Annotated in this window: 22 protein-coding genes and 1 riboswitch; of the genes, 10 read left to right on the top strand and 12 right to left on the bottom strand. The window is 73.1% G+C overall.

All coding sequences use genetic code 11. The features are described 5' to 3' along the window. The first annotated feature begins 117 nt into the window (after window positions 1-117). Together SA2016_RS05405 and SA2016_RS05400 are read left to right on the top strand one after the other, a co-directional pair. Window positions 118-870 carry a hypothetical protein gene (locus tag SA2016_RS05405; RefSeq protein WP_066496255.1) on the top strand — a complete coding sequence of 251 codons (753 nt, stop codon included), beginning with the start codon at window positions 118-120 and terminating at the stop codon, window positions 868-870. Continuing rightward, window positions 867-1,568: a hypothetical protein gene (locus SA2016_RS05400; protein ID WP_066496246.1), complete on the top strand. Its 702-nt coding sequence runs from the start codon at window positions 867-869 to the stop codon at window positions 1,566-1,568. Before SA2016_RS05405 ends, SA2016_RS05400 begins: the two co-directional genes overlap by 4 nt. A gap of 169 nt (window positions 1,569-1,737) precedes the next feature. Here the strand turns inward: SA2016_RS05400 and SA2016_RS05395 are convergent, their stop codons facing one another. The 10 genes from SA2016_RS05395 to SA2016_RS05350 all read right to left on the bottom strand — a co-directional run bounded on the left by SA2016_RS05395 (window position 1,738) and on the right by SA2016_RS05350 (window position 13,067). Further along, window positions 1,738-4,779 (bottom strand): alpha-mannosidase, encoded by a 3,042-nt coding sequence (locus SA2016_RS05395; protein WP_066496245.1) that lies wholly within the window; start codon window positions 4,777-4,779, stop codon window positions 1,738-1,740. 279 nt (window positions 4,780-5,058) lie between these two features. Beyond that, window positions 5,059-5,913: a formate dehydrogenase accessory sulfurtransferase FdhD gene (fdhD, locus tag SA2016_RS05390; RefSeq protein ID WP_066496242.1), complete on the bottom strand. Its 855-nt coding sequence runs from the start codon at window positions 5,911-5,913 to the stop codon at window positions 5,059-5,061. A gap of 84 nt (window positions 5,914-5,997) precedes the next feature. Beyond that, window positions 5,998-7,386: a molybdopterin molybdotransferase MoeA gene (locus tag SA2016_RS05385; protein ID WP_066496240.1), complete on the bottom strand. Its 1,389-nt coding sequence runs from the start codon at window positions 7,384-7,386 to the stop codon at window positions 5,998-6,000. Continuing rightward, complete coding sequence (locus tag SA2016_RS05380) at window positions 7,383-7,673, bottom strand: DUF6457 domain-containing protein (RefSeq protein ID WP_066496238.1); 291 nt, start codon at window positions 7,671-7,673, stop codon at window positions 7,383-7,385. Before SA2016_RS05380 ends, SA2016_RS05385 begins: the two co-directional genes overlap by 4 nt. Then, entirely contained in the window at window positions 7,666-8,400 is a 735-nt protein-coding gene (locus SA2016_RS05375; protein WP_066496236.1) for a nucleotidyltransferase family protein, read from the bottom strand. The genes SA2016_RS05380 and SA2016_RS05375 overlap by 8 nt, the downstream gene beginning before the upstream one ends. After that, window positions 8,364-8,864 (bottom strand): HNH endonuclease, encoded by a 501-nt coding sequence (locus tag SA2016_RS05370; RefSeq protein ID WP_066496234.1) that lies wholly within the window; start codon window positions 8,862-8,864, stop codon window positions 8,364-8,366. The genes SA2016_RS05375 and SA2016_RS05370 overlap by 37 nt, the downstream gene beginning before the upstream one ends. A gap of 299 nt (window positions 8,865-9,163) precedes the next feature. Beyond that, the gene (locus SA2016_RS05365) at window positions 9,164-9,931 is read right to left on the bottom strand and encodes an NlpC/P60 family protein (protein WP_066496231.1); all 768 of its coding nucleotides are present in this window, start codon (window positions 9,929-9,931) and stop codon (window positions 9,164-9,166) included. Window positions 9,932-10,041: 110 nt separating this feature from the next. Beyond that, entirely contained in the window at window positions 10,042-10,773 is a 732-nt protein-coding gene (locus tag SA2016_RS05360) for a C40 family peptidase (protein ID WP_229710918.1), read from the bottom strand. Between the two features lie 19 nt (window positions 10,774-10,792). Continuing rightward, window positions 10,793-10,959, bottom strand: a riboswitch (cyclic di-AMP (ydaO/yuaA leader). A gap of 205 nt (window positions 10,960-11,164) precedes the next feature. Then, window positions 11,165-11,956 (bottom strand): M23 family metallopeptidase, encoded by a 792-nt coding sequence (locus SA2016_RS05355; RefSeq protein ID WP_066496229.1) that lies wholly within the window; start codon window positions 11,954-11,956, stop codon window positions 11,165-11,167. A 415-nt stretch (window positions 11,957-12,371) separates the two neighbouring features. Next, entirely contained in the window at window positions 12,372-13,067 is a 696-nt protein-coding gene (locus tag SA2016_RS05350) for an iron-dependent transcriptional repressor DtxR (RefSeq protein WP_066496228.1), read from the bottom strand. A gap of 205 nt (window positions 13,068-13,272) precedes the next feature. Between SA2016_RS05350 and serC the strand changes: the two genes are divergently transcribed. Next, window positions 13,273-14,406 (top strand): phosphoserine transaminase, encoded by a 1,134-nt coding sequence (serC, locus tag SA2016_RS05345; RefSeq protein WP_066496226.1) that lies wholly within the window; start codon window positions 13,273-13,275, stop codon window positions 14,404-14,406. Between the two features lie 131 nt (window positions 14,407-14,537). On the opposite strand, the gene SA2016_RS05340 is transcribed toward serC, so the two are convergent. Beyond that, complete coding sequence (locus SA2016_RS05340; RefSeq protein ID WP_066496224.1) at window positions 14,538-15,122, bottom strand: DUF3027 domain-containing protein; 585 nt, start codon at window positions 15,120-15,122, stop codon at window positions 14,538-14,540. 2 nt (window positions 15,123-15,124) lie between these two features. After that, window positions 15,125-15,499, bottom strand: a complete 375-nt coding sequence (locus SA2016_RS05335; RefSeq protein ID WP_066496221.1) for a cold-shock protein — start codon at window positions 15,497-15,499, stop codon at window positions 15,125-15,127. 203 nt (window positions 15,500-15,702) lie between these two features. On the opposite strand from SA2016_RS05335, the gene SA2016_RS05330 reads away from it, so the two are divergent. From SA2016_RS05330 to SA2016_RS05300, 7 genes are all read left to right on the top strand, one after another. Next, window positions 15,703-15,972 carry a hypothetical protein gene (locus SA2016_RS05330; RefSeq protein ID WP_141305766.1) on the top strand — a complete coding sequence of 90 codons (270 nt, stop codon included), beginning with the start codon at window positions 15,703-15,705 and terminating at the stop codon, window positions 15,970-15,972. Between the two features lies 1 nt (window position 15,973). After that, the gene (locus tag SA2016_RS05325; protein ID WP_066496213.1) at window positions 15,974-18,370 is read left to right on the top strand and encodes a helicase-associated domain-containing protein; all 2,397 of its coding nucleotides are present in this window, start codon (window positions 15,974-15,976) and stop codon (window positions 18,368-18,370) included. Window positions 18,371-18,423: 53 nt separating this feature from the next. Then, window positions 18,424-20,157, top strand: a complete 1,734-nt coding sequence (locus SA2016_RS05320; protein WP_066496211.1) for a DNA repair helicase XPB — start codon at window positions 18,424-18,426, stop codon at window positions 20,155-20,157. 69 nt (window positions 20,158-20,226) lie between these two features. After that, window positions 20,227-20,931: a response regulator transcription factor gene (locus SA2016_RS05315; RefSeq protein ID WP_066496202.1), complete on the top strand. Its 705-nt coding sequence runs from the start codon at window positions 20,227-20,229 to the stop codon at window positions 20,929-20,931. 3 nt (window positions 20,932-20,934) lie between these two features. Continuing rightward, on the top strand, window positions 20,935-22,482 hold the full coding sequence (locus tag SA2016_RS05310; protein WP_174835477.1) for a sensor histidine kinase: 1,548 nt from the start codon (window positions 20,935-20,937) through the stop codon (window positions 22,480-22,482). Between the two features lie 174 nt (window positions 22,483-22,656). Further along, the gene (locus tag SA2016_RS05305) at window positions 22,657-22,947 is read left to right on the top strand and encodes a WXG100 family type VII secretion target (RefSeq protein ID WP_066496200.1); all 291 of its coding nucleotides are present in this window, start codon (window positions 22,657-22,659) and stop codon (window positions 22,945-22,947) included. 98 nt (window positions 22,948-23,045) lie between these two features. After that, window positions 23,046-24,029, top strand: a complete 984-nt coding sequence (locus SA2016_RS05300) for a ribonuclease HI family protein (protein ID WP_066496198.1) — start codon at window positions 23,046-23,048, stop codon at window positions 24,027-24,029. Window position 24,030 lies beyond the last annotated feature (1 nt).

Genomic DNA, 24,030 nt, shown 5'->3' with positions numbered 1-24,030 from the left:
CGCGAGCCAGCGGGCTTCATCCAGCATAGGCCAGCCCGTCCAGCACGTAAAATCGACACGCACAGGCGATGCGCGGGCCGAAACGGCTGCCACTCGCCGGATCAAAAGGGGGGGTACATGCCGGTATCAGCGTTGGTGTTCCGGGACTGGCTACAAGAGCTGGCGCCCGGCAAGACCGCGGCGGACATCTGCCGGCGGGCCGGTCTCAAGCGCAGCACGCTCGCGCAGCAGCTCGTGCGGGGAAAGGTCGCGGAGGCGACCGTCGTCGCCGTCGCCCGCGCGTACGGGGAGAATCCGGTGCTCGGCCTCGCCCGGTTCGCCCCCTACCGGGACCTTGCCGCGAGCACCGCCAAGCCCACCGACGCAGAACTGCTGAGCCAGGTCTCCACCGCTCGGCTGCTCGAGGAACTGCTCGTGCGCGGAGGCGAGCTGTCCGAGGTGCCCCCGCACGGGGCGCGGCCGGCCGCCGCCCGGCCCGAGAGCGAGTGCTCCTCCTGCGAGCCGGACGTCCGGCAGTGGGTCGATGCGATCGACGACGGCGACCTGCGCCAGCGCGTGAGCGAGGCCACCGGCGTTGCCCCGCAGAACCTCTCGGCCCAGCTGCGGGCCAACCGCCTCAGCCCCGAGCTCGCGGTGAGCACCGCGCGCGAGGCCGGGGTGGGGCTGCCCAACGGTCTCGTCGTCACGGGACTCGTCACGGCCACCGAGGCCGGGTGGCCGCTCGAGGCGTGGGAGCAGGCGGTCCATCGCCTTCCCGACGCGGAGCTCGCCTTCATGGCGGCGGAGCGGCTCGCGGCCCTCGGCCGCGCCCTGCGCCGGCAGACCACGGATGCAAGGGACGTGCGTCGAGTGTGGGAGCACCTCGGATGACGGCGCTCGCGTGGGTCACGTTCGCACTGGCCCTGGTCCTCGCCCTCGTGCGCATCCCGTCGGCACTGCGGGGCGAGAACCGGCTCATGATGGCACTGTTCGGCCTCATCGCCCTCGCCGTCCTGCTCAGCATCGGCGGCCCCTACCTCGCCATCGACGCAGCCTTGGGCGGCATCAACCTCGCCAACCTCCTGCTGCGGTTCCTCATCTACGCCATTACCCTCCTGCTCGCGGTGCGCGTGGCCCGGGCGTTCTCGGCGCGGTCAGCGCAGAGCGCCCTGCTCGGGCCGTGGGGGCTCGGAGCCCTGGCCCTCGTCGGCGCAGGCACCGTGATGTCGTTCCTGCTGATGGGGCTCCTCCCCTCGAGCGTGGGCCTCGGCGCTGGCGACAACCACGCGTGGTTCGACGTCTACGGCGAGCTCGGCCGGGTCTACCCGGGCTTCACCGGCGTGATCCTGCTCCCCAGCCTGCTGCGCGCACTCCGGGGCGCGAGCCTCCCGGCGCTCCGGGTGGCCGCGGGCCTGCTGGCCGCCGGCTACGCGATGCTCGCACTGACCGTGATCTTCCCCCTCATGCCGGACGACTGGGTTGCGGCCCGGCAGGCCATGAACTACAGCTCGCTCCTCTTCCTGCTCACGGGGCTCGCCACCATCTGGCTCGCTGGGCTGATGGCCAGACGACGCGCCGAGACGTCATAAATCCACTCACGAGAGGAACCCGGTTCACATTTTCATTACTCCATGCCACAATGATGAATGTGTGAACACGACCTGTCAGGGGGACACGGTTTGTTCTTCATTGGGGGGATGAGTGGCGGCGGCCTTCGGGCCGCCACCACTCAGTCTTTTAAGCCCCGTGATGCAGCGTTCACGCGCGCCGCAGCCGCAGGGTGAGCAGCTGGAAGGGGCGCAGCGTGAGGGTCACAGCGCCGCCGCGGACCCCGGGCAGGTGGTTGCCGCCCATCGGCCGCTCGAGCAGGTCGACGGACTCGATGCCCGTGCACTCGAAGCCCGCACGCACCGTCGCGGAGGTCCGCGTCCCGTAGGCCTCGTAGAGCCGGACGATCACATCGCCGGTGCCGTCCTCGGCGAGCTTGACGGCCTCGACCACCGCCCCAGGATGGTCGACTGCCACCAGCGGCACGATCTCGCGCTGTCCGCGCACGGCGCGCAGCGGCAGGTTGGCCTCGTAGCCCGACCGCACGGCCTCGGCAATCCCGGCGTTCGGCGTCACCGTGACGGTGAAGCGGTGCATCCCCGCGTCCGCTCCGGGATCCGGGAAGAGCGGGGACCTCAGCAGCGAGAGCCGGACGGTCGTCGTCGTGCCCCCGTCCTCGCGGACCGCGCGCGTGATGTCGTGGCCGTAGGCGGTGCAGTTCGCGATCGCCACGCCGTAGCCCGGCTCGGCCACGTGGACCCAGCGGTGGGCGCACACCTCGAAGCGGGCCGCGTCCCAGGACGTGTTGACCGGAACGGGACGGAAGACGTGCCCGAACTGGGTCTCGGCTGCGCTGCGGTCCGCGCGCAGGTCGAGGCCGAACCCGAGCTTGAGCAGCTTCTGGCGCTCGTGCCAGTCCACCTCCGTCTCGATCCGCAGGCCCGACGCTCCCGGAGCGAGCACCAGCCGCTGGCGCACCATCGAGGAACCGAACGCCCGGCGGACCTCCAGCGCTGCCTCGCCCGCGCCGGCCTCCGCTGGGGCCACCGAGACCGCCTCGTCGAGGCGCTCGACGGTGTGCCGGTAGAACTCGTCGACATCCCACGCGTCCCATTCGTTGGGCGTGTCCCGATGGAGCTCGAGCAGGTTGCCCGCGGCCCCGGGCGCGATCGCGTCCCGGCCGCTCGCGGCATCCACGAGGGAGACGAGGAGGCCGCGCGCGTCCACCTCCGCGCGGACCGTGCCGTTGTCGAGCGCCCAGCCGCCGGCCGGCGTCGGGCGCACCGCGCTGCCCGCCGGCTCGGCGGGGCGCCCCGGGCGGCCGACGCCGCCCCCGAGCGCGGGCACGCCCGCCCGGGCGTGGGGCGCGGCGTTGAGGAGGATCTCGTTCTCGCCCGGGCCGACCAGGGCGGCGGCGGCGTCGGCGATGAGCGTCTCGAGGTCCCGCTCGATCGCGGCGTAGTTCCGCTCGGCGTCGCGGTGGACCCAGGCGATGGCGGTGCCGGGGAGGATGTCGTGGAACTGCTGCAGCAGCACCAGGCGCCAGATACGGCGCAGCTCCTCGGCCGGGTACTCCGCGCCCGCGCGGACCGCGGCGGTGGCGCACCAGAGTTCCGCTTCGCGCAGCAGGTGCTCGCTGCGCCGGTTGCCCGCCTTGGTGCGCGCCTGGGCCGTGTAGGTGCCGCGGTGCTTCTCGAGGTACATCTCCCCCGTCCACACCGGCGGGTGCGCGTACTCGGCCTCGGCCTCGGCGAAGAAGCCGGCGGGCGTGCCGACGTCCACGCGCGGGGAGCCCTCGAGGTCGCGGTACCGCCGGGCAGAGGCCATCATCTCGCGCGTAGGGCCGCCGCCGCCGTCGCCGAAGCCGAAGGGCACGAGGGACACGCCCGCCCGGCCGTGCTCTCGGAAGGTCCGCTCGGCGTGGGCGAGCTCGGCGGCGCGCAGCTCGGAGGAGTAGGTGTCCGCCGGCGGGAAGTGCGTGAACACGCGCGAGCCGTCGATCCCCTCCCACAGGAACGTGTGGTGCGGGAACCGGTTGACCTGGTTCCAGGAGATCTTCTGGGTCAGGAACCATCGGCTCCCGGCGGCCCGGACAATCTGCGGAAGCGCCGCCGAGTACCCGAACGAGTCGGGCAGCCACGCCTCCTGGCAGTCGACCCCGAACTCCTCGAGGAAGAACCTCTTGCCCTCCACGAACTGCCGGGCCATGGCCTCGCCGCCGGGCATGTTGGTGTCCGACTCGACCCACATGCCGCCCACCGGCACGAAGCGCCCGTCCGCGACCTTCTCCTTGATCCGCTCGAACAGCTGCGGGTATCCGTCGCGGATCCACGCGAGCTGCTGGGCGGACGAGCATGCGAACGTCAGTTCGGGATCCTGGTCCATGAGCGCGACCACGTTGGCGAACGTGCGGGCGCACTTGCGCTGCGTCTCGCGGACGGGCCACAGCCAGGCCGAGTCGATGTGCGCGTGCCCCGTGGCGACGATCCGGTGGGCGCTCGACTCGGCCGGGGAGGCCAGCACCCCGGCGAGTGCCGCGCGGCCAGCGGCAGCCGTGCCGCCGACGTCGTACGGGTCCACGGAGTCCGCCATGCGCTCGAGGGCGCGGAGGATGAGATGGCGCCGCGGCCTGTCGTCCGGCAGCTCGTGCATGAGCCCCCACAGCGCCTGCACGTCCTGCACGAGCTCCCAGACGGCGACGTCCCGCTCGGCGAGCAGGAGCGGGCCGAGGCGGTAGAGCGGTTCCGGGCCCGCCGTGGCGCGCTCCCCGAGCCCGGTCGGCTGGAACGTCCAGCCCTGGGCGACGTCCGGGTTGGCGGCGGCCTCGACGTAGAAGTCGATCGCGGAGCCCCCTCCCAGCGCGGCCAGCGGCACGTACTGGTTCCGTGGATTGAGCGCCTTGACGATCTCGCCGCCCGGCAGCCAGGCCAGGCCCTCGCACTGGAATCCCGGCAGCTCGTCGGTGTAGCCGAGGTCCACCAGCACCTCGAGGTCCGCGCCCTCTCCGCCCCAGCCCTCGGGCACGCGGCCGGTGAGGTGCAGCCAGGTCGTGGACCATGCGGGACCCCAGCGGTCCCCCGGGCCCGTCGGGGTGAAGCGCTGCGCGAGCACGTGCTCGAGGCCCACGGGTTCTCCGGGAGCGTCCCATCGTTCCGCGGTGAGCGGCAGTGTGCGGCGATAGACGGCAGGGGCGAGCCGCTCGCGGAGGAAACGGTGGATCCGGGCCTCGGTGATCAGCCGATCGTCATGCACGGAATGTCCAATCAGTTGATTAATCCTGGCCCCACGCTACCGCACGAGCCCTCGCGGGGAAACGCCCCACCCCCGACCCGTTTCGGGTACGCATCTCGTCGCGCTTTCCGGGTTTCGGGTACGACGGCGCGCACGGCCCGCAGACGCCGTCGCGCCTCCTCACCGCTCCGGCCCTCCCGGCGCTCCTCCCGGGCCGCCCGTTCCCCGACCTGGTCGACGGGGGACGTGTACCCGAAACGGCGAAAACCCGACGAGATGCGTACCCGAAACGGGAAGGGGTTAGGCGGAGAGCCGCTCGTGTCCGGCGTAGACGTTGAAGCCGGAGCCTCGGCTGAAGCCGATGAGCGTCACGCCGGCCTCCTCGGCGAGCTGGACGGCGAGCGTGGACGGCGCGCTCACGGCGGCGAGCACCGGGATCCCGGCCATGGCGGCCTTCTGCACGAGCTCGAACGAGGCGCGCCCGGACACCTGCAGGACCGTGCCGGAGAGCGGCAGGCGGCCCTCGCGCAGCGCCCATCCGACCACTTTGTCGACGGCGTTGTGCCGCCCCACGTCCTCGCGGAGGCACTCGAGCTCGGCGCGGGTTCCTGCATCGTGCACGGAGAAGAGCCCCGCGGCGTGGACACCGCCGGTCTTGTCGAACAGGGCCTGGGCCTCGCGCAGGCGCTCGGGCAGCCCTGCCAGGAGCTCGGGGAGGACGCTCACGGCATCCTGGGCCGGGCTGTGGCGCGACGTACGGCGGACCGACTCGATGGAATCCGTGCCGCAGATGCCGCAGGCACTCGAGGTCACGACATTCCGCCCGAGCTCGGGGACGGCGACGCCGGGGCGCAGCTGGGCGTCGACCACGTTGAAGGTCTGGCGCCCCTCCTCGTCCCCGCCGGCGCAGAAGCGCTCCGAGACCAGCTGGTCCGCCTCCCAGATCACGCCCTCGGAGACGAGGAAGCCCGCCACGAGGTCGAAGTCGTCGCCGGGGGTGCGCATCGTGACGCTGTACGTCATGGTCCCCGCGGGACCGGTCAGCCGGATCTCGAGCGGCTCCTCGACGGCGAGCACGTCCTCCTTGTGCCGGACCGGGTACTCGCTGCCCAGCACGTACTTGTGCACCTTGCGGCGCTGGCTCAGCCGGCCCACGGCGCCCTCCTCACATCGGGTCGAGGCACGTGCCTCGGCATCTATTGTCCCGCGCGCGCCGCAACGGCGGCCGCGGCACCCGCCTCAGGCGTCCAGCGCGCTCCAGTCCACCGGGTCCTTGGACGCCGCGGGGCGCCGCTTCGGCCTCGCCTTCTGCGCGAGGGATGCGGACGACGGCGCGTGGCCGCCGAGGGGGCGACCCCACGGCAGCGGCAGGCACGGCACGGGGGCCGCGAGCTCGAGACCGTGGGGCGGGACGACCATGAAGCCGTCGGCACGGGCGAGCCCGCGCAGCATGCCCGACCCGATCCCGGCCATGGGCGAGGCCATGCCGTACATGCGCCTGAAGGGGATCACCCGGGTGCGCCTGAGCTCCGGCTCGAAGGCCTCGCCCGAGGGAAGCTCGATGGGCTCCACCGGTGTCCGGCCCGACAGCGCCGCGAGCAGCGGCTCCCCCACGGTCGCGAGGCCCACGACCGCGGCCAGGGGGTTTCCCGGCAGCCCGAGGAAGAAGCGCCCGTCGGGCAGTTCGGCGAGCACGGTGGGGTGCCCGGGGCGCATCGCCACACCGTCGACGAGGAGGCGGCCGCCCATCGCCGCCACGATGTCCCGCAGGTGGTCGGATCCGCCCTTTCCGGTCCCGCCCGTGGTGACCACGACGTCCGCGGGACCGGGCTCCCCCGCCGCGCCGCCGTCGGACCCCGCCGCGCCGCCGTCGGGCACACCCGGCCCCCGCTCGGGCCGGTCGGCAAGGGCGGCGCCCCATTCGGCGGCGTCGTCGCCGATCTTCTCGTGGGCTACGAGGATGCCTCCGTAGGCCTCGAGGAGCGGCGGGATGAGGTAGCTGAAGACGTCGCGGACGAGGCCCGGACCGGGCAGTCCGCTCTCGACGACCTCGCCGCCGGTGCGCACGAGCTTGACGAGCGGCCGGCCTGCGACGCGGAGGGTGTCATGGCCGGCCAGGGCTGCGAGGGCCAGCTGGGCCGGCCCGAGCTCTGTCCCGTCCTTCAGGAGGGTCTCCCCCTCGCGGGCCTCCTCACCGGCCGGGCGGAGGTCCGCGCCGCCGCCGGGGGCCCCGGGGGGCGCGCCGGCGGAGAGGCGCAGGTGGGGCAGGCCCTCCCCGTCGGGGGCCACTTCCCCGTACTCGCGCCGCAGCACCGCGCGAGCCCCCGGCGGCAGGGCTCCGCCGGTGACGATGGGAACGGCCTGGTGGGCGGTGAGCGGCTCGCCGGGCTCGGCCATGATCCAGGGGCCGGTGCCGCACACGGCCCATCCGTCCATCGCGGAGGAGGTGTAGTGCGGCATGTCCCGCAGCGCCGTGAGGGGCCCTGCGAGGGTGCGGCCCAGGGCCCGGGCGAGCGGGACCTCTACGGGCGGAAGCGGGCTGGCCGCCGCGCTGGCGACGGCACGGGCCTCGGACCACGTGAGGTGAAGTGCGTGCTGGGGGCCGGCCGCGTCCGGGCCGGGGGTCATTCCTCGGTCCCGGCCGACCTGCGGGACTTCACGGCTTCGAGGGCCTCGGCCACTGCTCGCCGCATGGCTTCGGCGGGCTCGGCCCGCCCGCTCCCGGCCGCGAGGCCGGCTGCGTAGGCCGCGAGGAAGGTCGTGAGGGGGGCGGCGGGGCGCACCACTGAGTGGGCGGCGACGCCGGCGAGCCCCAGGACCGCGTCGATGTCGACGTCGAGGTCTCCGAGCCCGAGCTCCTGCGTGAGCTCCGCGCACCACGCGCGCAGCAGCGCGTCCTTCTCTGGGTCACTCATGGGCATCCTCCTGCCGTGGCGCTCGGCCCGGCACGTCCGGGCCCTCGATGCCCCAGCGCCGCGCGGCGTCCCAGGTGTCGACGTCGGCCGAGGAACCCGGCGGCAGCCGCAGGGGCAGCAGGCCCAGCCTAGCAATGACGTGCTTCATCGGACGGTTGGCGAGGCCGCCGTCGCGGGACAGCGCGTCGAGGGCGCGCACCAGCGGGTCCCGGCGGAGCAGCGAGAGGAGGGGCTGGGTGCGCCCGTCGGCGTCCTCGCCCAGAATCCCGTCGCAGTCGGGCTCGGCGGAGGCCGCCTCGAGCAGCGCGGCGACGGCGTCCGCGGGGCGCGGGAGGTCCGCTGCGACCACCGCGATCCAGCCCGGTCGGCCGCCGTGCCCGAGAGGGAGGGCTTCGAGGCCCGCGGAGAGCGCCGCGACCGGCCCTGTGTACAGCGGTTCTTCCCGTGTGAACAGCACGCGGCCGGGTTCTCCGGCGCCGGAAGCGCCCGAGCCCGGGCGCGGTCCGCCCGGCTCCCCGGGCGCCGGTCCCACGACGGCGACGGAGCGGGCCGCTGCGACGGCGGCGAGGGCGTGCTCGAGGAGGGTCGCACCGCGGTAGGCCAGCTGGGGCTTCGGGAAGCCGCCCAGTCGGGAAGCGCGGCCGCCCGCGAGGACGACCGCGTCGTAGGCGGGCCCCGGCTGCGGCGGCGTCAGGCTGCCGACTCCGGGGCGAGGAACGGGCCCCACTGGGCCACCGGCTTCTCCAGCTCCTTGATCTGCCACACGACGCCGACGGGCTCGGACGGCGTGAAGCGCAGCTTCCAGCCCATCTCCGCGGGGGTGTGGTCGCCCTTGACGTTGTTGCACCGCAGGCAGCAGGCCACGAGGTTCTCCCAGGACTCGCCCCCGCCGCGGGAGCGGGGAAGCACGTGGTCCACCGTGTGGGCGGCCTTGCCGCAGTACGCGCACGCGTGGGCGTCCCGGCGGAGCACGCCTCGCCTGCTCACGGCGGTCACATGGGTCCGCCGTGGCCTGATGTACCGATGGAGCAGGATCACCGACGGGCGCCCGAGCACGTCGCGCGGTCCGACGACTGGCTCGCCGTCTTCCGCCACGACGCTCGCCTTTCCGGCGAGCACCAGGACGAGCGCGCGGCGGAAGGTGACCACCGCGAGCGGTTCGTATCCAGCATTGAGAACGAGTGTGCGCATGCGCGTTCCTCACGGCCGTACCCGGTCAGGGGCACAGGGCCGGCTGCCCTGTGCATAGCCGGGCTGACTCTCCAAGAGTACTGAACTGCCGCACCATTCAACGAACGGGGGCGCCGTGGGCACCGACGCGCCCGCCAAGCTTCACCTGCCGGACACCTCCCGAGGGCGGTCTCCAGGGACTCTCCGAGGACCCCGGGGAGCCCGTGGGGCTCAGACGCCGACGGCGCCCCTCCCGTCACGGAAGGGGCGCCGTCGAGGACGATCTGGGGCCGTTCGCTGCCCTCAGAGGATCAGCTGATTCAGCCGCCGACGCGGATGAACACCGGGCCGGAGCCGACGTTGACGCTGAACAGCGCGGTGGTGCCGCCGTTCCAGCCGCCGTGGACCGCCATGCCGTTGCCGACGTAGACGGCGATGTGGGCCATGCCCATGCCGCCGTCGGCGTAGTAGGCGAGGTCGCCCGGCTGCGCCTCGGCGGCGCTCACGGTGCGGCCGAGGGAGAGGTAGCCGGCCGGCCAGCCGTGGTAGTGGATGCCCACGGCAGCCAGCGAGTTGGTCACGAGCATCGTGCAGTCCTGCGCCACGCCGAGCTGCGCGTACGCGGCGGCGGCGATCGCGGCACCCATGCCCGAGGAGGCGGCGGGCTTCGCAGCCGGGGTGCTGACCGTGGTGGAGGCGGCGGCCTGGACCTGGGCCGGGGCGACCTGCGTCTCGGAGCTTGCCTGGGCGACGGGGGCGGCCGGCGCGGGAGCGGGGGCCTGGACGACCGGGGCAGCGACGGACTGGACGGCCGGGCGCTCGAAGCTCACGTTGGCGTTGGCCTCGGCGGAGATGGGGGCCTGGACGGCGTTCGCGACGTCGAGTGCGGCCGGGGCGGAGGCCTCGCGCTGCGAGGGCGCCTCGGCGTTGGCAGCGACGCCGCCGGTGAGGACGAGACCGCCGGCCGCGGCGATGACCGCGGCCTGGCGGCCGACGCCGCCTGCGTTCTCGGTGACGGCCTTCGCAATGACGGCCAGCGAGGAGGTGTTGTCCGCGCGGTGACGGGCAATGCCTGCACGAGTGGTCATATCAGGGGGTTCTCTCTCTGTTTTCGTGTCCTTCAGGGCAGCAGGGGGTCAGCCCTGAAGGAGGGGCGCCATGGTCACGGTCCATCGCGCCGCCCAGATGCGGATTGGTCTCAGTTGAGGGTGTAGAAGACGGACGAGCCGGTAGCGTTCACCGCATGGAGCAGCGTGCCCTGGGAAGGGTTGAGAGCGCTGATCATCATCCCGTTGCCCACGTAGATGCCCACGTGCGCGCCGCCGTTCTGGACCACCAGGTCACCAGGGGCGGGCGTCGCCGTCTGGTGCATGATGGACCACGCCTGGACGCGGGGGATGCTGATGCCAGCCTGAGCGTAGACCCACTGAGTGAAGCCCGAGCAGTCCCAGCCGGCGGGGGTCGTGCCGCCCCACACGTAGGGGTGGCCGATGCCGGTGTAGGCGATGCCTGCCAGAGTCGAGCCGAGAGCGCTGGCCGCGGCCGCGAGGCGCGGCGCAGACGACTGGACGCTGAGGCTGCCCTCGGGGGCCAGGGAAGCGGCCGGAGCAGTGGACTGTGCTGCCTGCCCGGCTGCCGTCTCGACGATCGGCGCCGCCACCGAAGTCACGGCGGGGCGCTCGAAGGAGACCTGGGCTTCATTGGACGCGACGACGCTCGGCGCGGAGGCGCTGGCCACGTCGGAGAGTGCGGAGGCCTCGCGGGAGGTCTCTGCTGCCTGAGCGGGGAGTCCGGCGCTGATGATCAGCCCCGAAGCCGCCGCAATGACCGCCGCCTGGCGGCCGATGGTGCCGGCGTTGCCGGAAACCGCGTGCGCAACAGCCTCAAGTGGGCTCGTGCGAACCGGCAGGGCGCGATGGCGCGCAGTCAACGTGCGAGTCGACACAGTTGTAGCCTCTCCCAATGCCTACGAGGTGAGCTGTCGGGTTCGGATGGAAAGTATCCGGCCGCCTGGCGGAGCCAGGCTGCTTAACCCCAAGGCCTCCCAGACAACAGAAGGCCGAAAGTGGTTCCCCCGCCTCTGCCAGACGGAATGTGCGAACGGCTCCGGGAAGTGGCAGAGCTCGGCGTTCTTCCCGGATGTTCCAACTTGGTAGGAGCTGGAACAGGAACGACCTTACCTGAGGGCGCCCGAAATGTCACATTCGGATCACAGCCAGAAAACAGGTCATCACGAAACGGACACGGCGGTTTCCCGGGAGCCCCTCGGATCCCTTGCGGGGCGGGGAAGAAGACGACGGCGAGTGCCCGCCGGCGTCTCCTCAGAGCCAGCCGTTGGGGTCAACGACCTCGCCGTTGACCATGACCTCGAAGTGGAGGTGGCACCCGGTGGAGGCGCCGGTGGTGCCGCTGAGTGCGATGGCCGCCCCGCGCTCCACCTTCTGCCCCACGGAGACCGAGAAGGAGGAGAGGTGGTTGTAGGTGGTCTCGAGGCCGTTGCCGTGGTCGATCACCACGCGGTTTCCGCCGCCGTAGGGGTGCCAGCCGGCGAAGGTCACAGTGCCGCCCGCCGCCGCCCTTACGGCGGTGCCGCACTGCGCTGCGAAGTCCTGGCCGCGGTGGAACTCGTCCGGGGCGCCGGTGACGGGACTCACGCGGTAGCCGAACGGCGAGGTCCGCTCCATCGTGGCGAGCGGGGCGCCGAGGGCGTGCTGCGCCTGGGCCGGCGTGATGCCGCCCGCGGACTCGGCGCCGAGCATCTGCTTGAGGCGCCCGTCCGGGTCCGCGGCGCTGCCCACGGAGGCTCGGGCAAAGGGGACCACGGCATCCGCCGCGGCGGTGACCTGCGGCTGGTCCGAGGAGGCGGCCGTCGCGGCGGCGCCCTGGGTGGCAGTCGGGACGGTCACGGTGAGCACGAGGCCGGTGGCCGCGAGCGCGACGCCCGCCTTCTGCCCCACCCCGGCGACGCTGGCGATCTCGGCCAGCTGGCGCATCGGGCCACGGCGTTCTGCAGCCCGGCGGCCTCGGCGGGCGGCGCCGGGAACGGGGACGGCTGCACGCGGGCGCGGAGGCACGTCCGCGCGCCGTCGGCCGCGCACGGCTGACTGGGTCAAGCGATTCCCTCTCTGTCATCGCCTGCGTGGTTAGCTGTCGGGTTCGAGGCAGAGAGTCCGGACTCGGCCCAGCCGCGCGGGGCCCCCGCGGCCGAGGCCGGGGCAGGACTCCGAGCGTGCTGCGGCTTCACCCCAAGGCGGCACGCGGCCGCCGTCGGTGGGTCCCCCGCCTCTGCCGTCGGGTGCTGTGGTCCCTTCCCGCTGGCAGAGCTCGGCGTGCGGGCGGAACGGCGCCGATGTCTCGCCGCCGCCTCCAGCATAGGCCCATGACGGAGCACCGTAATATTGCCGTGACCTTTAGTGAGATATCGCTCACAAACTACGGGACGGTAGCAATTAGTCCACCGGGTAGAGATTCTGTCGGATTGTGTGAAGACCTGTGCGATCTAGGCCACACGGGACTGCGCGGGACGCCTCAGCCGACGGAGACGAAGACGTGCGAGGCGACTTCTGCGGGCAGCTCGAGGGCGCCGTCCACGCTCGCGACCCGCACGGAGATGTAGTCGCCGACCCGCTCGAGCGACACCTTCGCCCCCGGGCGGATGCCGCCCTCCTCGAGCTGGGTGAGGAGCTCGGGGTCAACCTGGATCGGCTCGGCCAGGCGGCACACGACGACGCGGGATCCGGCCGAGTACTCCCCCATGGCCTCGACGAGCGTGACCACTCCGTCCCCGAACCCGCCGGACGACTCGCCGCCGAGGGCCTCCAGGCCGGGGATCGGGTTGCCGTAGGGCGACTCGCTCGGGCGCCCCAGCAGCTCGTAGAGGCGCCGCTCCACGCGCTCGCTCATGACGTGCTCCCACCGGCACGCCTCGTCGTGGACGTACGGCCAGTCGAGGCCGATCACATCGGAGAGGAGCCGCTCGGCGAGGCGGTGCTTGCGCATGACCTCGACGGCGCGCTTGTGGCCCTGCTCGGTGAACTGCAGGTGCCGGTCCCCCGAGACGACGACCAGCCCATCGCGCTCCATGCGCGCCACGGTCTGCGACACCGTGGGGCCCGAGTGGCGGAGCCGCTCGGCGATGCGCGCACGCAGGGGAGTGATCCCCTCCTCCTCGAGCTCGAGGATGGTTCGCAGGTACATCTCGGTGGTATCGATGAGGTCGGACATGCGCGGGGCGGGCTCCTGGCGGCGGGACGGGCGGTGCGCTTCACCGCCCCACAGCGAGTCTAGCTTATTTTGATCTGCTCAGATTAGCTGCCGGATACCAGGCGGCGATGGATTCGCACGCCCCATCACGGGTGCGGCACACTTGATCCGGGGCGGGAGGGCTCGAGCCCCCGCCCCCAACCCGGATCCCCTAGGAGGCGCCCCCGTGAGCGATACCAGCCAGCTTCAGATCCCCGCCGAGCTCCTGCCGGCGGACGGCCGCTTCGGGGCGGGCCCGTCCAAGGTCCGCAAGGAGCAGGTCGACGCGATCGCCGCGGCGGGCTCGACACTCCTCGGCACCTCGCACCGCCAGGCCCCCGTGAAGAACCTCGTGGGGAGCGTCCGCGAAGGCCTCAAGGAGTTCTTCGCCGCGCCGGAGGGCTACGAAGTCATCCTCGGCGTCGGCGGCTCCACCGCGTTCTGGGACGTCGCATCCTTCGGGCTCGTGCGCTCCAAGGCCCAGCACCTCTCCTTCGGCGAGTTCGGGTCCAAGTTCGCCAAGGCCACGGACAAGGCGCCGTTCCTCGAGGCTTCCTCGATCATCACCTCCGAGCCAGGGACGCGGCCGGCCCCGCGCGCCGAGGCCGGCGTGGACGTGTACGCGTGGCCCCAGAACGAGACCTCGACCGGTGTGGCTGCCCCCGTGCAGCGGGTCGAGGGCGCCGACCCGGGCTCGCTCGTGGTCATCGACGCGACCAGTGCTGCCGGCGGCCTCGCCGTCGACGTCTCCCAGAGCGACGTGTACTACTTCGCCCCGCAGAAGAACTTCGCGTCCGACGGCGGCCTCTGGCTCGCGCTGTTCTCCCCCGCCGCGCTCGAGCGCGCCGAGGAGATCAAGGCCTCCGGCCGCTGGATCCCGGACTTCCTGGACCTCAAGACCGCGATCGACAACTCGAAGCTCAACCAGACGTACAACACGCCGAGCCTCACGACCCTCGTGGGCCTCAACGCCCAGATCGAGTGGCTCAACGCCCAGGGCGGCCTTGAGTGGGCCGCCGCGCGGACGGCCGACTCGGCCGGACGGGTGTATGGCTGGGCCGAGGCCTCGGACTTCGCGACGCCGTTCGTCGCAGATCCGGCCGACCGCTCCAACGTCATCGCGACGATCGACTTCGACGACTCGGTGGACGCCGCCCAGGTGGCCAAGGTCCTGCGCGCCAACGGGATCGTGGACACGGAGCCGTACCGCAAGCTCGGCCGCAACCAGCTGCGCATCGCCACGTTCGTGGCGATCGAGCCGGACGACGTCACGAAGCTCACGCAGGCGATCGACTACGTCGTCGCCCAGCTCCGGGGCTGAGGCCCACCGCCGCAGAGAGCGCGGCGCCGCACAGCGAAGACTGGCGGAGAAGACGCACGACGGCGGGCCCCCACCTTGAGCGGTGGGGGCCCGCCGGGGTCGTGGGCGAGTCGCGGACGGTCGCGCCGGGGTCAGTCCTCGTCGGCCTCCGGAGCGGCCTCTGGGGCGGAGGCAGCGTCCGCCTCCGCAGCGACCTCCGCCGCCGTGCCGGTCGCCGCCGTCGCAGCAGTCTCCTCCGTCGCCGGCGAGCCAGCCTCGGACGGCGAGCCCTCGCCGTCGTGCGTCCCGGCATCCTGCGCTTCCTCGCCCGCGTCGGCGTGGGCCGCGGCGCGCTCCTCGGGGCGGACGCGCTCCGACCAGGGCACCCACTCGGGGGCGAGGACGGCGTCCTCGGAGGGCACAAGGCCGATCTCGTTCACCGTGGCCCTCTTGGAGCGGGCCACCCGGGCCACGGTGACGAACCACTGCCAGCCGCGGTACCCGGGGAGGCGGGACTCGAAGAGGTGCGTGACCACGCGCTCGCCCTCGCTCTTGGCCGCGAGGTGCTCGCCGATGTCCGCGGGGCGCGCGATGTCGGCGAGCGCCGACCGGGCGGTGTCCACCGCGCCGGCCAGGAACGCGTCCGGCTTGCCGACGCGCCACACCGGCACGCCCGCCTTGCGCTTCACGGCGCCGGCCGGTCCGGCGGGCTGGGAACGGGAGGTTTCCTCGGCCATGGCTAGGCGTCGAGCTGGTCGGCGACGCGCCGCAGGGCGGCGGCGATGGTGTGGCCCTTCTCCGGGTACGTGCCCTTGGCCAGCTGCCCGGAGAGGTTGTCGAGGACGCTCACGAGGTCCTGCACGATGGGCGCGAGCTCGCGGGCAGGCATGCGCTTGGCGCGGGCGACCGACGGGAGCTTCTCGAGGACGCGCACGGAGAGCGCCTGGGGACCGCGCCGGCCGTCCGCGACACCGTACTCGAGCCGGGTGCCCGTCCTGACCTCTGCGTCGGCGGGCACGGCCGAACCGGGCAGGAAGACCTCCTGCCCATCGTCGCCCGCGATGAACCCGAAGCCCTTCGCCTTGTCGAAGAACTTGACCTTGCCAGTTGGCACTGCCACAACCCCCATCTGTGAGGACTCGAAGGGAAACGCCCGCGCCGCTGCCGTGGCGCAAGCGCGGACGCTGGCCGCGGGAGGTGATCTCTTCACCGGCGGGATGCTGTACTGCCTCTAGGCTACCGGCTCGCGCGCGGAAAGTCGGGGCGCTGCCCCCGCCCGGGCCCGGGCGCTGTTAGGTTGGAGCCATGGTGCCATCCGTGCCTCATCAGGACCCCCTCGGCCCTCCGGCGCGCCACGAGCCCGCGAAGGGCTCCGGCACACCCGGCTGGCGCAAGGCCGTCACGGCGGCCGGCGTCATCGTGGCGGTGGTCTCGGTGGCGGCCTGGGCCGTGACGCTGGGCACCGCCGCAGCTGGCGCGTCCGAGCCGGCGTGGGTCGGCGCCCTGGCCCTCTACGGGCTTCCCGTGGCATTCATCCTCATGGGGGCAGCGATTGTGGGGGCCGTCATCGAACGGAGGCGCCGCTAGCATGTCATCGATCCGTGCACTCGCCGAGGAACTGTCGGCCCGCGGCAACGATTCCCTCCGCCGCCTGTTCCTGGCGCGCCCGGACCTGATCATGCCCGGCGTCCCCGACTTCGCAGCACTGGCGGCGCGCGCGTGTGCCCGCGTCAGCCTGCAGCGGGCCCTGGAGGGGCTCACCAAGCCGGAGCTCGAGGTCCTCGAGGCCCTCGTGCTCACCACGAACGAGGACGAGGGCCGCAGCGGCAGCGCCGTCGAGCTGCGCCACGCCGTCGGCAATGCGACGCTCGGAACGCTGGAGACCATCCTCGCCACCCTCTCCCAGCTCGCCCTCCTGTACCGGGCCGATCCGCCGGACACGATCCACTCGGCCTCCGGCAGCCGTCGCCGCTACTACCAGCCCGTGGCCCGCGTCCGCGAGGTCCTCGGCAGCTACCCCGCGGGGCTCGGGCGGCCGTACACGGACCTCGCCACGACGTCCGCAGTCTTCGCCGAGCAGGCCGCCCGCATCGTCAACGCCAACGCGGCCCTGCAGCCGGAGGGCCAGCAGCAGCCCGTCGAGCACCACATCGCGGCGGCCTACGCGCTCGAGCGGTGGGCGGCGCTGCCCGAGTCGCTCGACGGCGCCCCGCCGCGCACCGCCGAAGTCCTGGCCAAGTTTGCCCATTGGCCGGTCGGCGCCGTCCCCCACGCCGCTGCCCGGGTGCGGCCCGGGAAGAAGACGGACAACCCGGTCGACTGGCTCCTGACCCACGGGCTCCTCGTGGCCCTGGACGACGAGCATGTGGAGCTCCCGCGCGCCGCCGGGCTCGCGCTCCGCGGCGGGCGGATCGTCCCCGACCTCGCGATGTCCCCGCCGCCGGCCGCGCTCGCGACCACCACGGCCGCCCTGCGCCGCAACGCCGCGCTCGGGGCCATCGGGGACGTCCTGCGCACGGTGAGCGCCCTCGCCGTCGAGGCCGCCGAGCGGCCCATCGAGACGCTGCGCTCCGGCGGCGTGGGCACGCGCGAGATGCGCCGCCTCACCGCGACGCTGCGGACCGACGCCGACGCCGCGGTGTTCGCGCTCGAGCTCGCGGCCGCGTCCAGGGTCCTGAGCCTGGACCCGGACACCTCGACGTGGCGCGCCACCGGGGCCGAGGCATGGCTCGCGCTGTCGCGGCCCGAGCAGTGGCTCGTGCTCGCGACAGTATGGCTGGACACCCCCCGGGTCGCCTCGCTGGCGATGTCCGGCGAGGGCAGCGACCAGCTTGCGCCGCTGTCCGGGGAAGGCCAGCGCTCCGACGCGCCCAGCGTCCGGCGCCGGATCCTCGAGGTGGCGGCGGCCCTCTCCCACGAGAGCGCCCAGTCCAACGGTCGCGTGCCCGTCGTGGACGCCGAGTCGATCCGCACCAGGATCGACTGGCTCCAGCCGCGGCTCGCGCGCCGGCTGCGGGGCCTGCTCGACGCGGTCCTCGCGGAAGCAGCCCTGCTCGGCGTCACCGGGTCCGGCGCCCTCACCGGCGTGGGCGAGGCCGTGCTGCGCGACGACTTCGACGCCGCCCGCGCGAGCCTCGCGGAGCTCCTGCCCGCCGGGGTCGAGAAGGTGCTGCTCCAGGCCGACCTCACCGCCGTCGCGCCCGGGTACCTCGACCCGGTCCTGGCCCGCCGGCTCGCGCTCCTCGCCGATCCCGAGGGCCGCGGCCCCGCGACCATCTACCGCTTCTCGGCCGGCAGCCTCCGCCGGGCTCTGGACGCCGGCGAGGACGCGGCCTCGATCCACGCGTTCCTCACGGAGCACGCCTCGACCGCGGTCCCGCAGCCCCTGGCCTATCTGATCGACGACACCGCCGCGCGGCACGGCCGCATCCGCGTGGGCCGGGCGGGAAGCTTCATCGCGAGCGACGACGAGGCGGCCCTCGCCGGGGTCCTCGCCGACCCCGCGGCGCGGCAGCTCGGGCTCACCCAGATCGCGCCGACGGTCCTCGTCAGCAACGCCAGCCCGCAGGAGGTCGCGGGCGTGCTGCGCGAGCTGGGCCTCTCCCCCGCCGTGGACGCCTCCCTCGACCCCGTGGTCCGGCTGCGGCGCGCCGCCGGCGCGGGCGTCCTCCCGGTGCCCGCGCCCCGGACGCCCGTCCCGGACCAGGAGGCGGTGGAGGCGCAGCTGGCGATCCTGCGGACGCAGTCCCCCGTAGGCCCGGCCGGCGACGAGGCTGCCCCGGCCATGGGCATCGAGACCCTGCAGAAGGCGATCCGCCTCAAGCGGGCGGTACGCTTGAGCATCGTCGACGCGCTGGGCAACTCGAGCATCGAGGAGCTCCGTCCGGTCTCCATCTCGGCCGGCCGGGTGCGCGTCTTCGACCCGGAGCGCGAGACGGAGCGCGTCCTCTCCGTCCACCGGATCATCGACGTCGAGCTGGCCTGAGCGGGCCGTCCCCCGGGCGGCCCGCGGCGGCCGGTTCGGGAAGGAGGCGCCCCGTGACCGACGGACCGCTCATCGTCCAGAGCGACAAGACCATCCTGCTCGAGGTGGACCACTCCCAGTCCACCGAGGCCCGCCACGCGATCGCCGCGTTCGCCGAGCTCGAGCGCGCGCCCGAGCACGTGCACACGTACCGGATCACGCCGCTCGGGCTGTGGAACGCCCGGGCCGCCGGGCTGGATGCCGAGCAGGTCCTCAACACGCTCCTGACGTACTCGCGCTTCCCCGTCCCGCACGCGCTCCTGATCGACATCGAGGAGACGATGTCCCGCTACGGGCGGCTGCGGCTCGAGAAGGACCCGGTCCACGGCCTCGTGCTCCGCTCCGAGGACTTCCCCGTGCTCGAGGAGGTCCACCGGGCCAAGAAGATCGCCCCCATGCTCGGCCCGCGCATCGATCCGCAGACCACCGTGGTCCACTCCTCCCAGCGCGGCGCGCTCAAGCAGGCCCTGCTCAAGATCGGCTGGCCCGCCGAGGACCGCGCGGGGTACGTGGACGGGACGCCGCACCCGATCGCCCTGACGGAGACGGTGGCCGCACCGAGCACCCCCGCGGAGGGCGGGACGCACGACGGCGGCGACGCGCCGGCGTCGTCCGCCTCGCCGACGGCCCGGGGCGGCGGCTGGTCCCTGCGGCCCTACCAGCGGGTGGCGGCGGAGAACTTCTGGGCGGGCGGCAGCGGCGTGGTGGTGCTCCCGTGCGGGGCAGGGAAGACCCTCGTGGGCGCGGCGGCGATGGCGCAGTCCTCCACGACCACGCTCATCCTCGTGACCAACACCGTCTCGGCCCGGCAGTGGCGCGACGAGCTGCTCAAGCGCACCACGCTGACCGAGGAGGAGATCGGCGAGTACTCCGGGGCCGTCAAGGAGGTCCGGCCGGTCACGATCGCGACCTACCAGGTCCTCACCTCCAAGCGCGGCGGCCTGTACCCGCACCTCGAACTGCTCGACGCGAACGACTGGGGCCTGATCGTCTACGACGAGGTGCACCTCCTGCCCGCGCCGATCTTCCGCATGACCGCGGACCTGCAGGCGCGGCGCCGGCTCGGGCTCACCGCCACGCTCGTGCGCGAGGACGGCCGCGAGGGCGAGGTCTTCTCGCTCATCGGGCCGAAGCGCTACGACGCGCCGTGGAAGGACATCGAGGCGCAGGGCTACATCGCCCCCGCGGACTGCGTCGAGGTCCGGGTGGACCTGCCGCGCGAGGAGCGGATGGCCTACGCGATGGCCGACGAGGCGGACAAGTACCGCCTCTGCGCCGCGAGCGAGACGAAGACGGACGTGGTCGAGCGGCTCGTGGCCCGGCACGCGGACGAGCAGCTGCTCGTGATCGGGCAGTTCCTCGACCAGCTCGCGGAGATCGGCGAGCGCATCGGCGCCCCCGTCATCACCGGGTCCACGCCCGTCAAGGAGCGCCAGCGGCTCTTCGATGCCTTCCGCGCCGGCCAGGAGCGCCGCCTCGTGGTCTCCAAGGTCGCGAACTTCTCCATCGACCTTCCGGAGGCGTCGGTCGCGATCCAGGTCTCGGGCTCGTTCGGGTCCCGGCAGGAGGAGGCGCAGCGCCTCGGGCGGCTCCTGCGGCCCAAGGCGGACGGGCGCGCGGCGCGGTTCTACGCCCTCGTCGCCCGCGACACCCTGGACCAGGACTTCGCGGCGAAGCGCCAGCGGTTCCTCGCCGAGCAGGGGTACGCGTACCGCATCCTCGACGCCGGGGAGATCCCCGGCAGCTGAGAGGCGACCCGCGACCATCGCACAGCCAACCTCCAGACGATTCTCAGAAACCGGGGAGACCATGGACGGGTGAAGAAGACCGAGCACGAAGCCAAGCTCCTCGTCGTCGACGACGAGCCGAACATCCGGGAACTCCTCTCGACCTCCCTGCGGTTCGCGGGATTCGAGGTCGTCGCTGCGGGCAACGGGCGCGAGGCCCTCGCCGCAGCCGAGGCGCAGTCCCCGGACCTCGTGGTCCTCGACGTCATGCTGCCGGACATGGACGGCTTCACGGTCACGCGCAAGCTCCGCGCCGCGGGCCGCCACGTGCCGGTCCTCTTCCTCACGGCCAAGGACGAGACCGAGGACAAGGTCCAGGGCCTCACCGTGGGCGGCGACGACTACGTGACCAAGCCGTTCAGCCTCGACGAGGTCGTGGCCCGCATCCGCGCCGTCCTGCGCCGGACCCAGCCCGTGCTGGACGACGACGCCGTGATCCGGGTGGACGACCTCGAGCTCGACGACGACGCGCACGAGGTCCGCCGGGGCGGGGTGAGCATCGACCTCTCCCCCACCGAGTTCAAGCTCCTGCGCTACCTGATGCTCAATCCCAACCGGGTGCTGTCCAAGTCCCAGATCCTCGACCACGTCTGGGAGTACGACTTCAACGGGGACGCCTCGATCGTCGAGTCCTACATCTCCTATCTGCGCCGCAAGGTCGACGTCAACGGCCCCGGCCTGATCCAGACCAAGCGCGGGGTGGGCTACGTGCTGCGGACGGCCGAGAAGCGCTGACGCGTGCTGGCTGCCTGGAAGCGGGCGTCGCTGCGCACGCAGCTCGTCGCGATCATGATGGTGCTGCTCACGGGCGCCATCTTCCTGACGGCGGCAGCCACCGTGACCCAGCTGCGCACCTACCTCGTGGGGCAGCTCGACGCCCGCCTCGACAACGCTTCCGAGTTCGCTAGGAACAACCAGGACATCGACCTGCTGACCACGGCCAACCCGATGATCCCGCAGGACTACGTCCTGGTGATCTACCCGCAGGGCGGCACGCCGAGCTTCTACTACTCGCCCGACCAGTCGATCGGGCGCCCGGACATCCCCTCGATCACCCCTGACGAGGCGCGCGCCATGCAGCAGCACGGCGAGATCCGCGAGGTCCGCGGCACCGTCAGCTCCGTCGACTGGCGCTATACCGCGATCCCCGTGCGCATCGTGGCCTCCAACACGCCGGCGACGATCGTCATCGCCCTGCCGCTCACCGAAGTCGAGGACGCGATCCAGCACACCCTCGGGCTCACGGCCGGGGTGGGGATCGTGACCCTCGCCCTCGTCTTCGCGATCGCCACCTGGACGGTCACCCGCGCCTTCCGGCCCCTGCGGCGCGTGGAGAAGACGGCGGCCGCGATCGCCGCGGGGGACCTCTCCCAGCGCGTCGACGAGGAGGCGCCCGGCACCGAGCTCGGGCGCCTGTCCACCTCCCTGAATGCGATGCTCGCCCACATCGAGGTCGCCTTCCAGGCGCGCATGGCCTCGGAGGCGCGGATGCGCCGCTTCATCTCCGACGCCTCCCATGAGCTGCGGACCCCGCTCGTGACGATCCGGGGCTTCTCAGAGCTCTACCGCCACGGCGCCCTGGCCAAGCCCGAGGACGTCGCGACGGCGATGGGCCGGATCGAGAGCGAGGCCAAGCGCATGGGCGCCATGGTCGAGGACCTCCTGACCCTCGCACGCCTCGACGAGCAGCGGCCCCTCACGCTCAAGCCGCTGGACCTCCTGCCGATCGGCCACGACGCGGTGGTGGACATGCGGGCCACGGCGCCCGACCGCACCGTGCGCCTCGTGGGGCTCGACAGGGACACCCCGGCCCCCGCACCCACCCTCGGGGACGAGGCGAGGATCCGCCAGGTCGTGGGGAACATCGTGGGCAATGCGCTGCAGTACACGCCGCCCGGCTCGCCGCTCGAGGTGGCGGTGGGGACGCGCGGCGCCGGGCCGCAGGCCGTGGCGGTCCTCGAGCTGCGCGACCACGGGCCCGGGATCGGGGAGAAGGACGCGGCGAAGATCTTCGAGCGCTTCTACCGCGCGGACTCGTCCCGGACCAGGGACACCGGCGGCACGGGCCTCGGCCTGGCGATCGTGGCCGCGATCGTCGGCTCCCACCACGGCACCGTCCGGCACCACGACACCCCCGGCGGCGGCTCCACCTTCGTCATCGAGCTGCCGTACGTCGTCCTGCCGGAACGGCCCGCGGAGCCCCCGTCCGGTGCTGACCGGGCCGGCGCGGCGGGCTCCGAGCCCACGACGGCGGGCGGCGGCGCCGGCGGCCACCTCCCCCGCTGAGGAGGTACTCGGGGGGGGCGGCGCTGCGGCCGCAGCCGGTGCCGCCCGCTGAGGTGCCGGCGGTGCCGAGTTGTCCACATAGCGCGGGCGGGCGCTGCGGCGGCCACCCGCGCTGCCTAGGGTCGGAAGGGACGGCGCGGACCGGCCGCGGCCCCATCGAAAAGGCGGACAACCATGGCAATCATGAAGGTGGACACCGAGGCCATCAGCTCGAGTGCCCAGGCGGTACTCGCGACCTCCGAGCGCGTACGGGCGGAGGTGCAGTCGATGCGGAACAACCTCGAGAACCTGCGCGCCAGCTGGGAGGGCCATGCCTCCAACAGCTTCCAGGCCCTCGTCGCCGACTGGGCCCGGACCCAGGCACAGGTCGAGGCCTCGCTCGGCCAGATCGGCGCCGCCCTGCGCAGCGCAGGCAGCGCGTACGGCGACATCGAGGCGAGCAACGCCCAGCGCTTCGCCGGCTGAGGGCCGCGGCATCGCTTCCGCCCGCGGCCCCGCCCTGCCCGCAGCTGGGGCAGGGCGGGGCCGCGGGCCCGGGGCGCGCTCTCTGGCAGGATGGTTCCATGACGATCACTGCCGCCGCGGACGGCTCGGCCCTCGGCAACCCTGGACCTGCCGGCTGGGCCTGGTACATCGACGAGGAGACGTGGCATGCCGGCGGGTGGCCGCACGGGACCAACAACCAGGGCGAGCTCATGGCCGTGCTCGACCTCTTCCGGTCCACCGCCGCCCTCGGCCAGGAACCCCTCCGGATCCTGTGCGACAGCCAGTACGTGATCAACTGCGTGACCAAGTGGATGCCAGGGTGGAAGCGCCGGGGCTGGAAGAAGGCCGACGGCAAGCCGGTCCTCAACGTCGACCTCCTGAGCCAGATCGACGCGGAGCTCGCGGGCCGGAACTACACCTTCGAGTGGGTCAAGGGCCACGCCGGGCATCCGCTCAACGAGGCTGCGGACACGAAGGCCCGCGCCGTGGCGCTGGCGTACCAGTCGGGACGGGCCCCCCTCGAGGGCCCCGGGTTCGGCGGCGAGGCAGGGGCCGTGCGTTCCCCGGCACCCTCGTCCGCGGCGGCCCGCCAGCGGCCGGCGGACCGGGGCGCGTCGCTCGGCGGCGCCGGGGCCTCGGGCGAGCTCGGCCTCGGCACGGTCCCCGAGCAGGCCGAACTCTTCGACGCGATCGCCGCGGAGCCTGAGCAGCCCGAGCGGGCGCGGGATGTCGAGGCGGTCGTCGAGCTCGAGCAGGAGCTCCTCGATCCGGACGTCCGGGGCGACTACGGCCAGCTGGCCTTCCTCCTCCACCCTGAGTACCGCGAGATCGGGGCCTCCGGCCGCCTCTGGGGACGCGAGGAGCTCATCGAGGAGCTCGTGGCGGCCCCCGAGTCGCACGTGCGCTTCGAGCTCGTGGACGCCGTGCCCCTCGGCAGCGACCTCGTCCAGGTCGTGTACCGCACCGTCAACGGCACGGGCTCGGCGCTGCGCTCGTCGCTGTGGCAGCGCACCGACGGCCGGTGGCGCCTCCGCTTCCACCAGGGCACCTCGGAGGGCTGAG

The sequence above is a fragment of the Sinomonas atrocyanea genome (genome assembly GCF_001577305.1).
Lineage (GTDB): Bacteria > Actinomycetota > Actinomycetes > Actinomycetales > Micrococcaceae > Sinomonas > Sinomonas atrocyanea.
The sequence above is the reverse complement of the archived record's forward strand: the minus strand, read 5'-3'. Positions and strand labels throughout refer to the sequence as shown.

Excerpts from the sequence above, each read along its gene's own strand:
- SA2016_RS05370 (WP_066496234.1), bottom strand. The coding sequence starts at position 8,864 with ATGCGCACACTCGTTCTCAATGCTGGATACGAACCGCTCGCGGTGGTC.
- SA2016_RS05400 (WP_066496246.1), top strand. The coding sequence starts at position 867 with ATGACGGCGCTCGCGTGGGTCACGTTCGCACTGGCCCTGGTCCTCGCC.
- SA2016_RS05405 (WP_066496255.1), top strand. The coding sequence starts at position 118 with ATGCCGGTATCAGCGTTGGTGTTCCGGGACTGGCTACAAGAGCTGGCG.
- SA2016_RS05385 (WP_066496240.1), bottom strand. The coding sequence starts at position 7,386 with ATGACCCCCGGCCCGGACGCGGCCGGCCCCCAGCACGCACTTCACCTC.
- SA2016_RS05305 (WP_066496200.1), top strand. The coding sequence starts at position 22,657 with ATGGCAATCATGAAGGTGGACACCGAGGCCATCAGCTCGAGTGCCCAG.
- SA2016_RS05300 (WP_066496198.1), top strand. The coding sequence starts at position 23,046 with ATGACGATCACTGCCGCCGCGGACGGCTCGGCCCTCGGCAACCCTGGA.
- SA2016_RS05350 (WP_066496228.1), bottom strand. The coding sequence starts at position 13,067 with ATGTCCGACCTCATCGATACCACCGAGATGTACCTGCGAACCATCCTC.
- SA2016_RS05365 (WP_066496231.1), bottom strand. The coding sequence starts at position 9,931 with ATGACCACTCGTGCAGGCATTGCCCGTCACCGCGCGGACAACACCTCC.
- SA2016_RS05325 (WP_066496213.1), top strand. The coding sequence starts at position 15,974 with ATGTCATCGATCCGTGCACTCGCCGAGGAACTGTCGGCCCGCGGCAAC.
- SA2016_RS05380 (WP_066496238.1), bottom strand. The coding sequence starts at position 7,673 with ATGAGTGACCCAGAGAAGGACGCGCTGCTGCGCGCGTGGTGCGCGGAG.
- SA2016_RS05340 (WP_066496224.1), bottom strand. The coding sequence starts at position 15,122 with ATGGCCGAGGAAACCTCCCGTTCCCAGCCCGCCGGACCGGCCGGCGCC.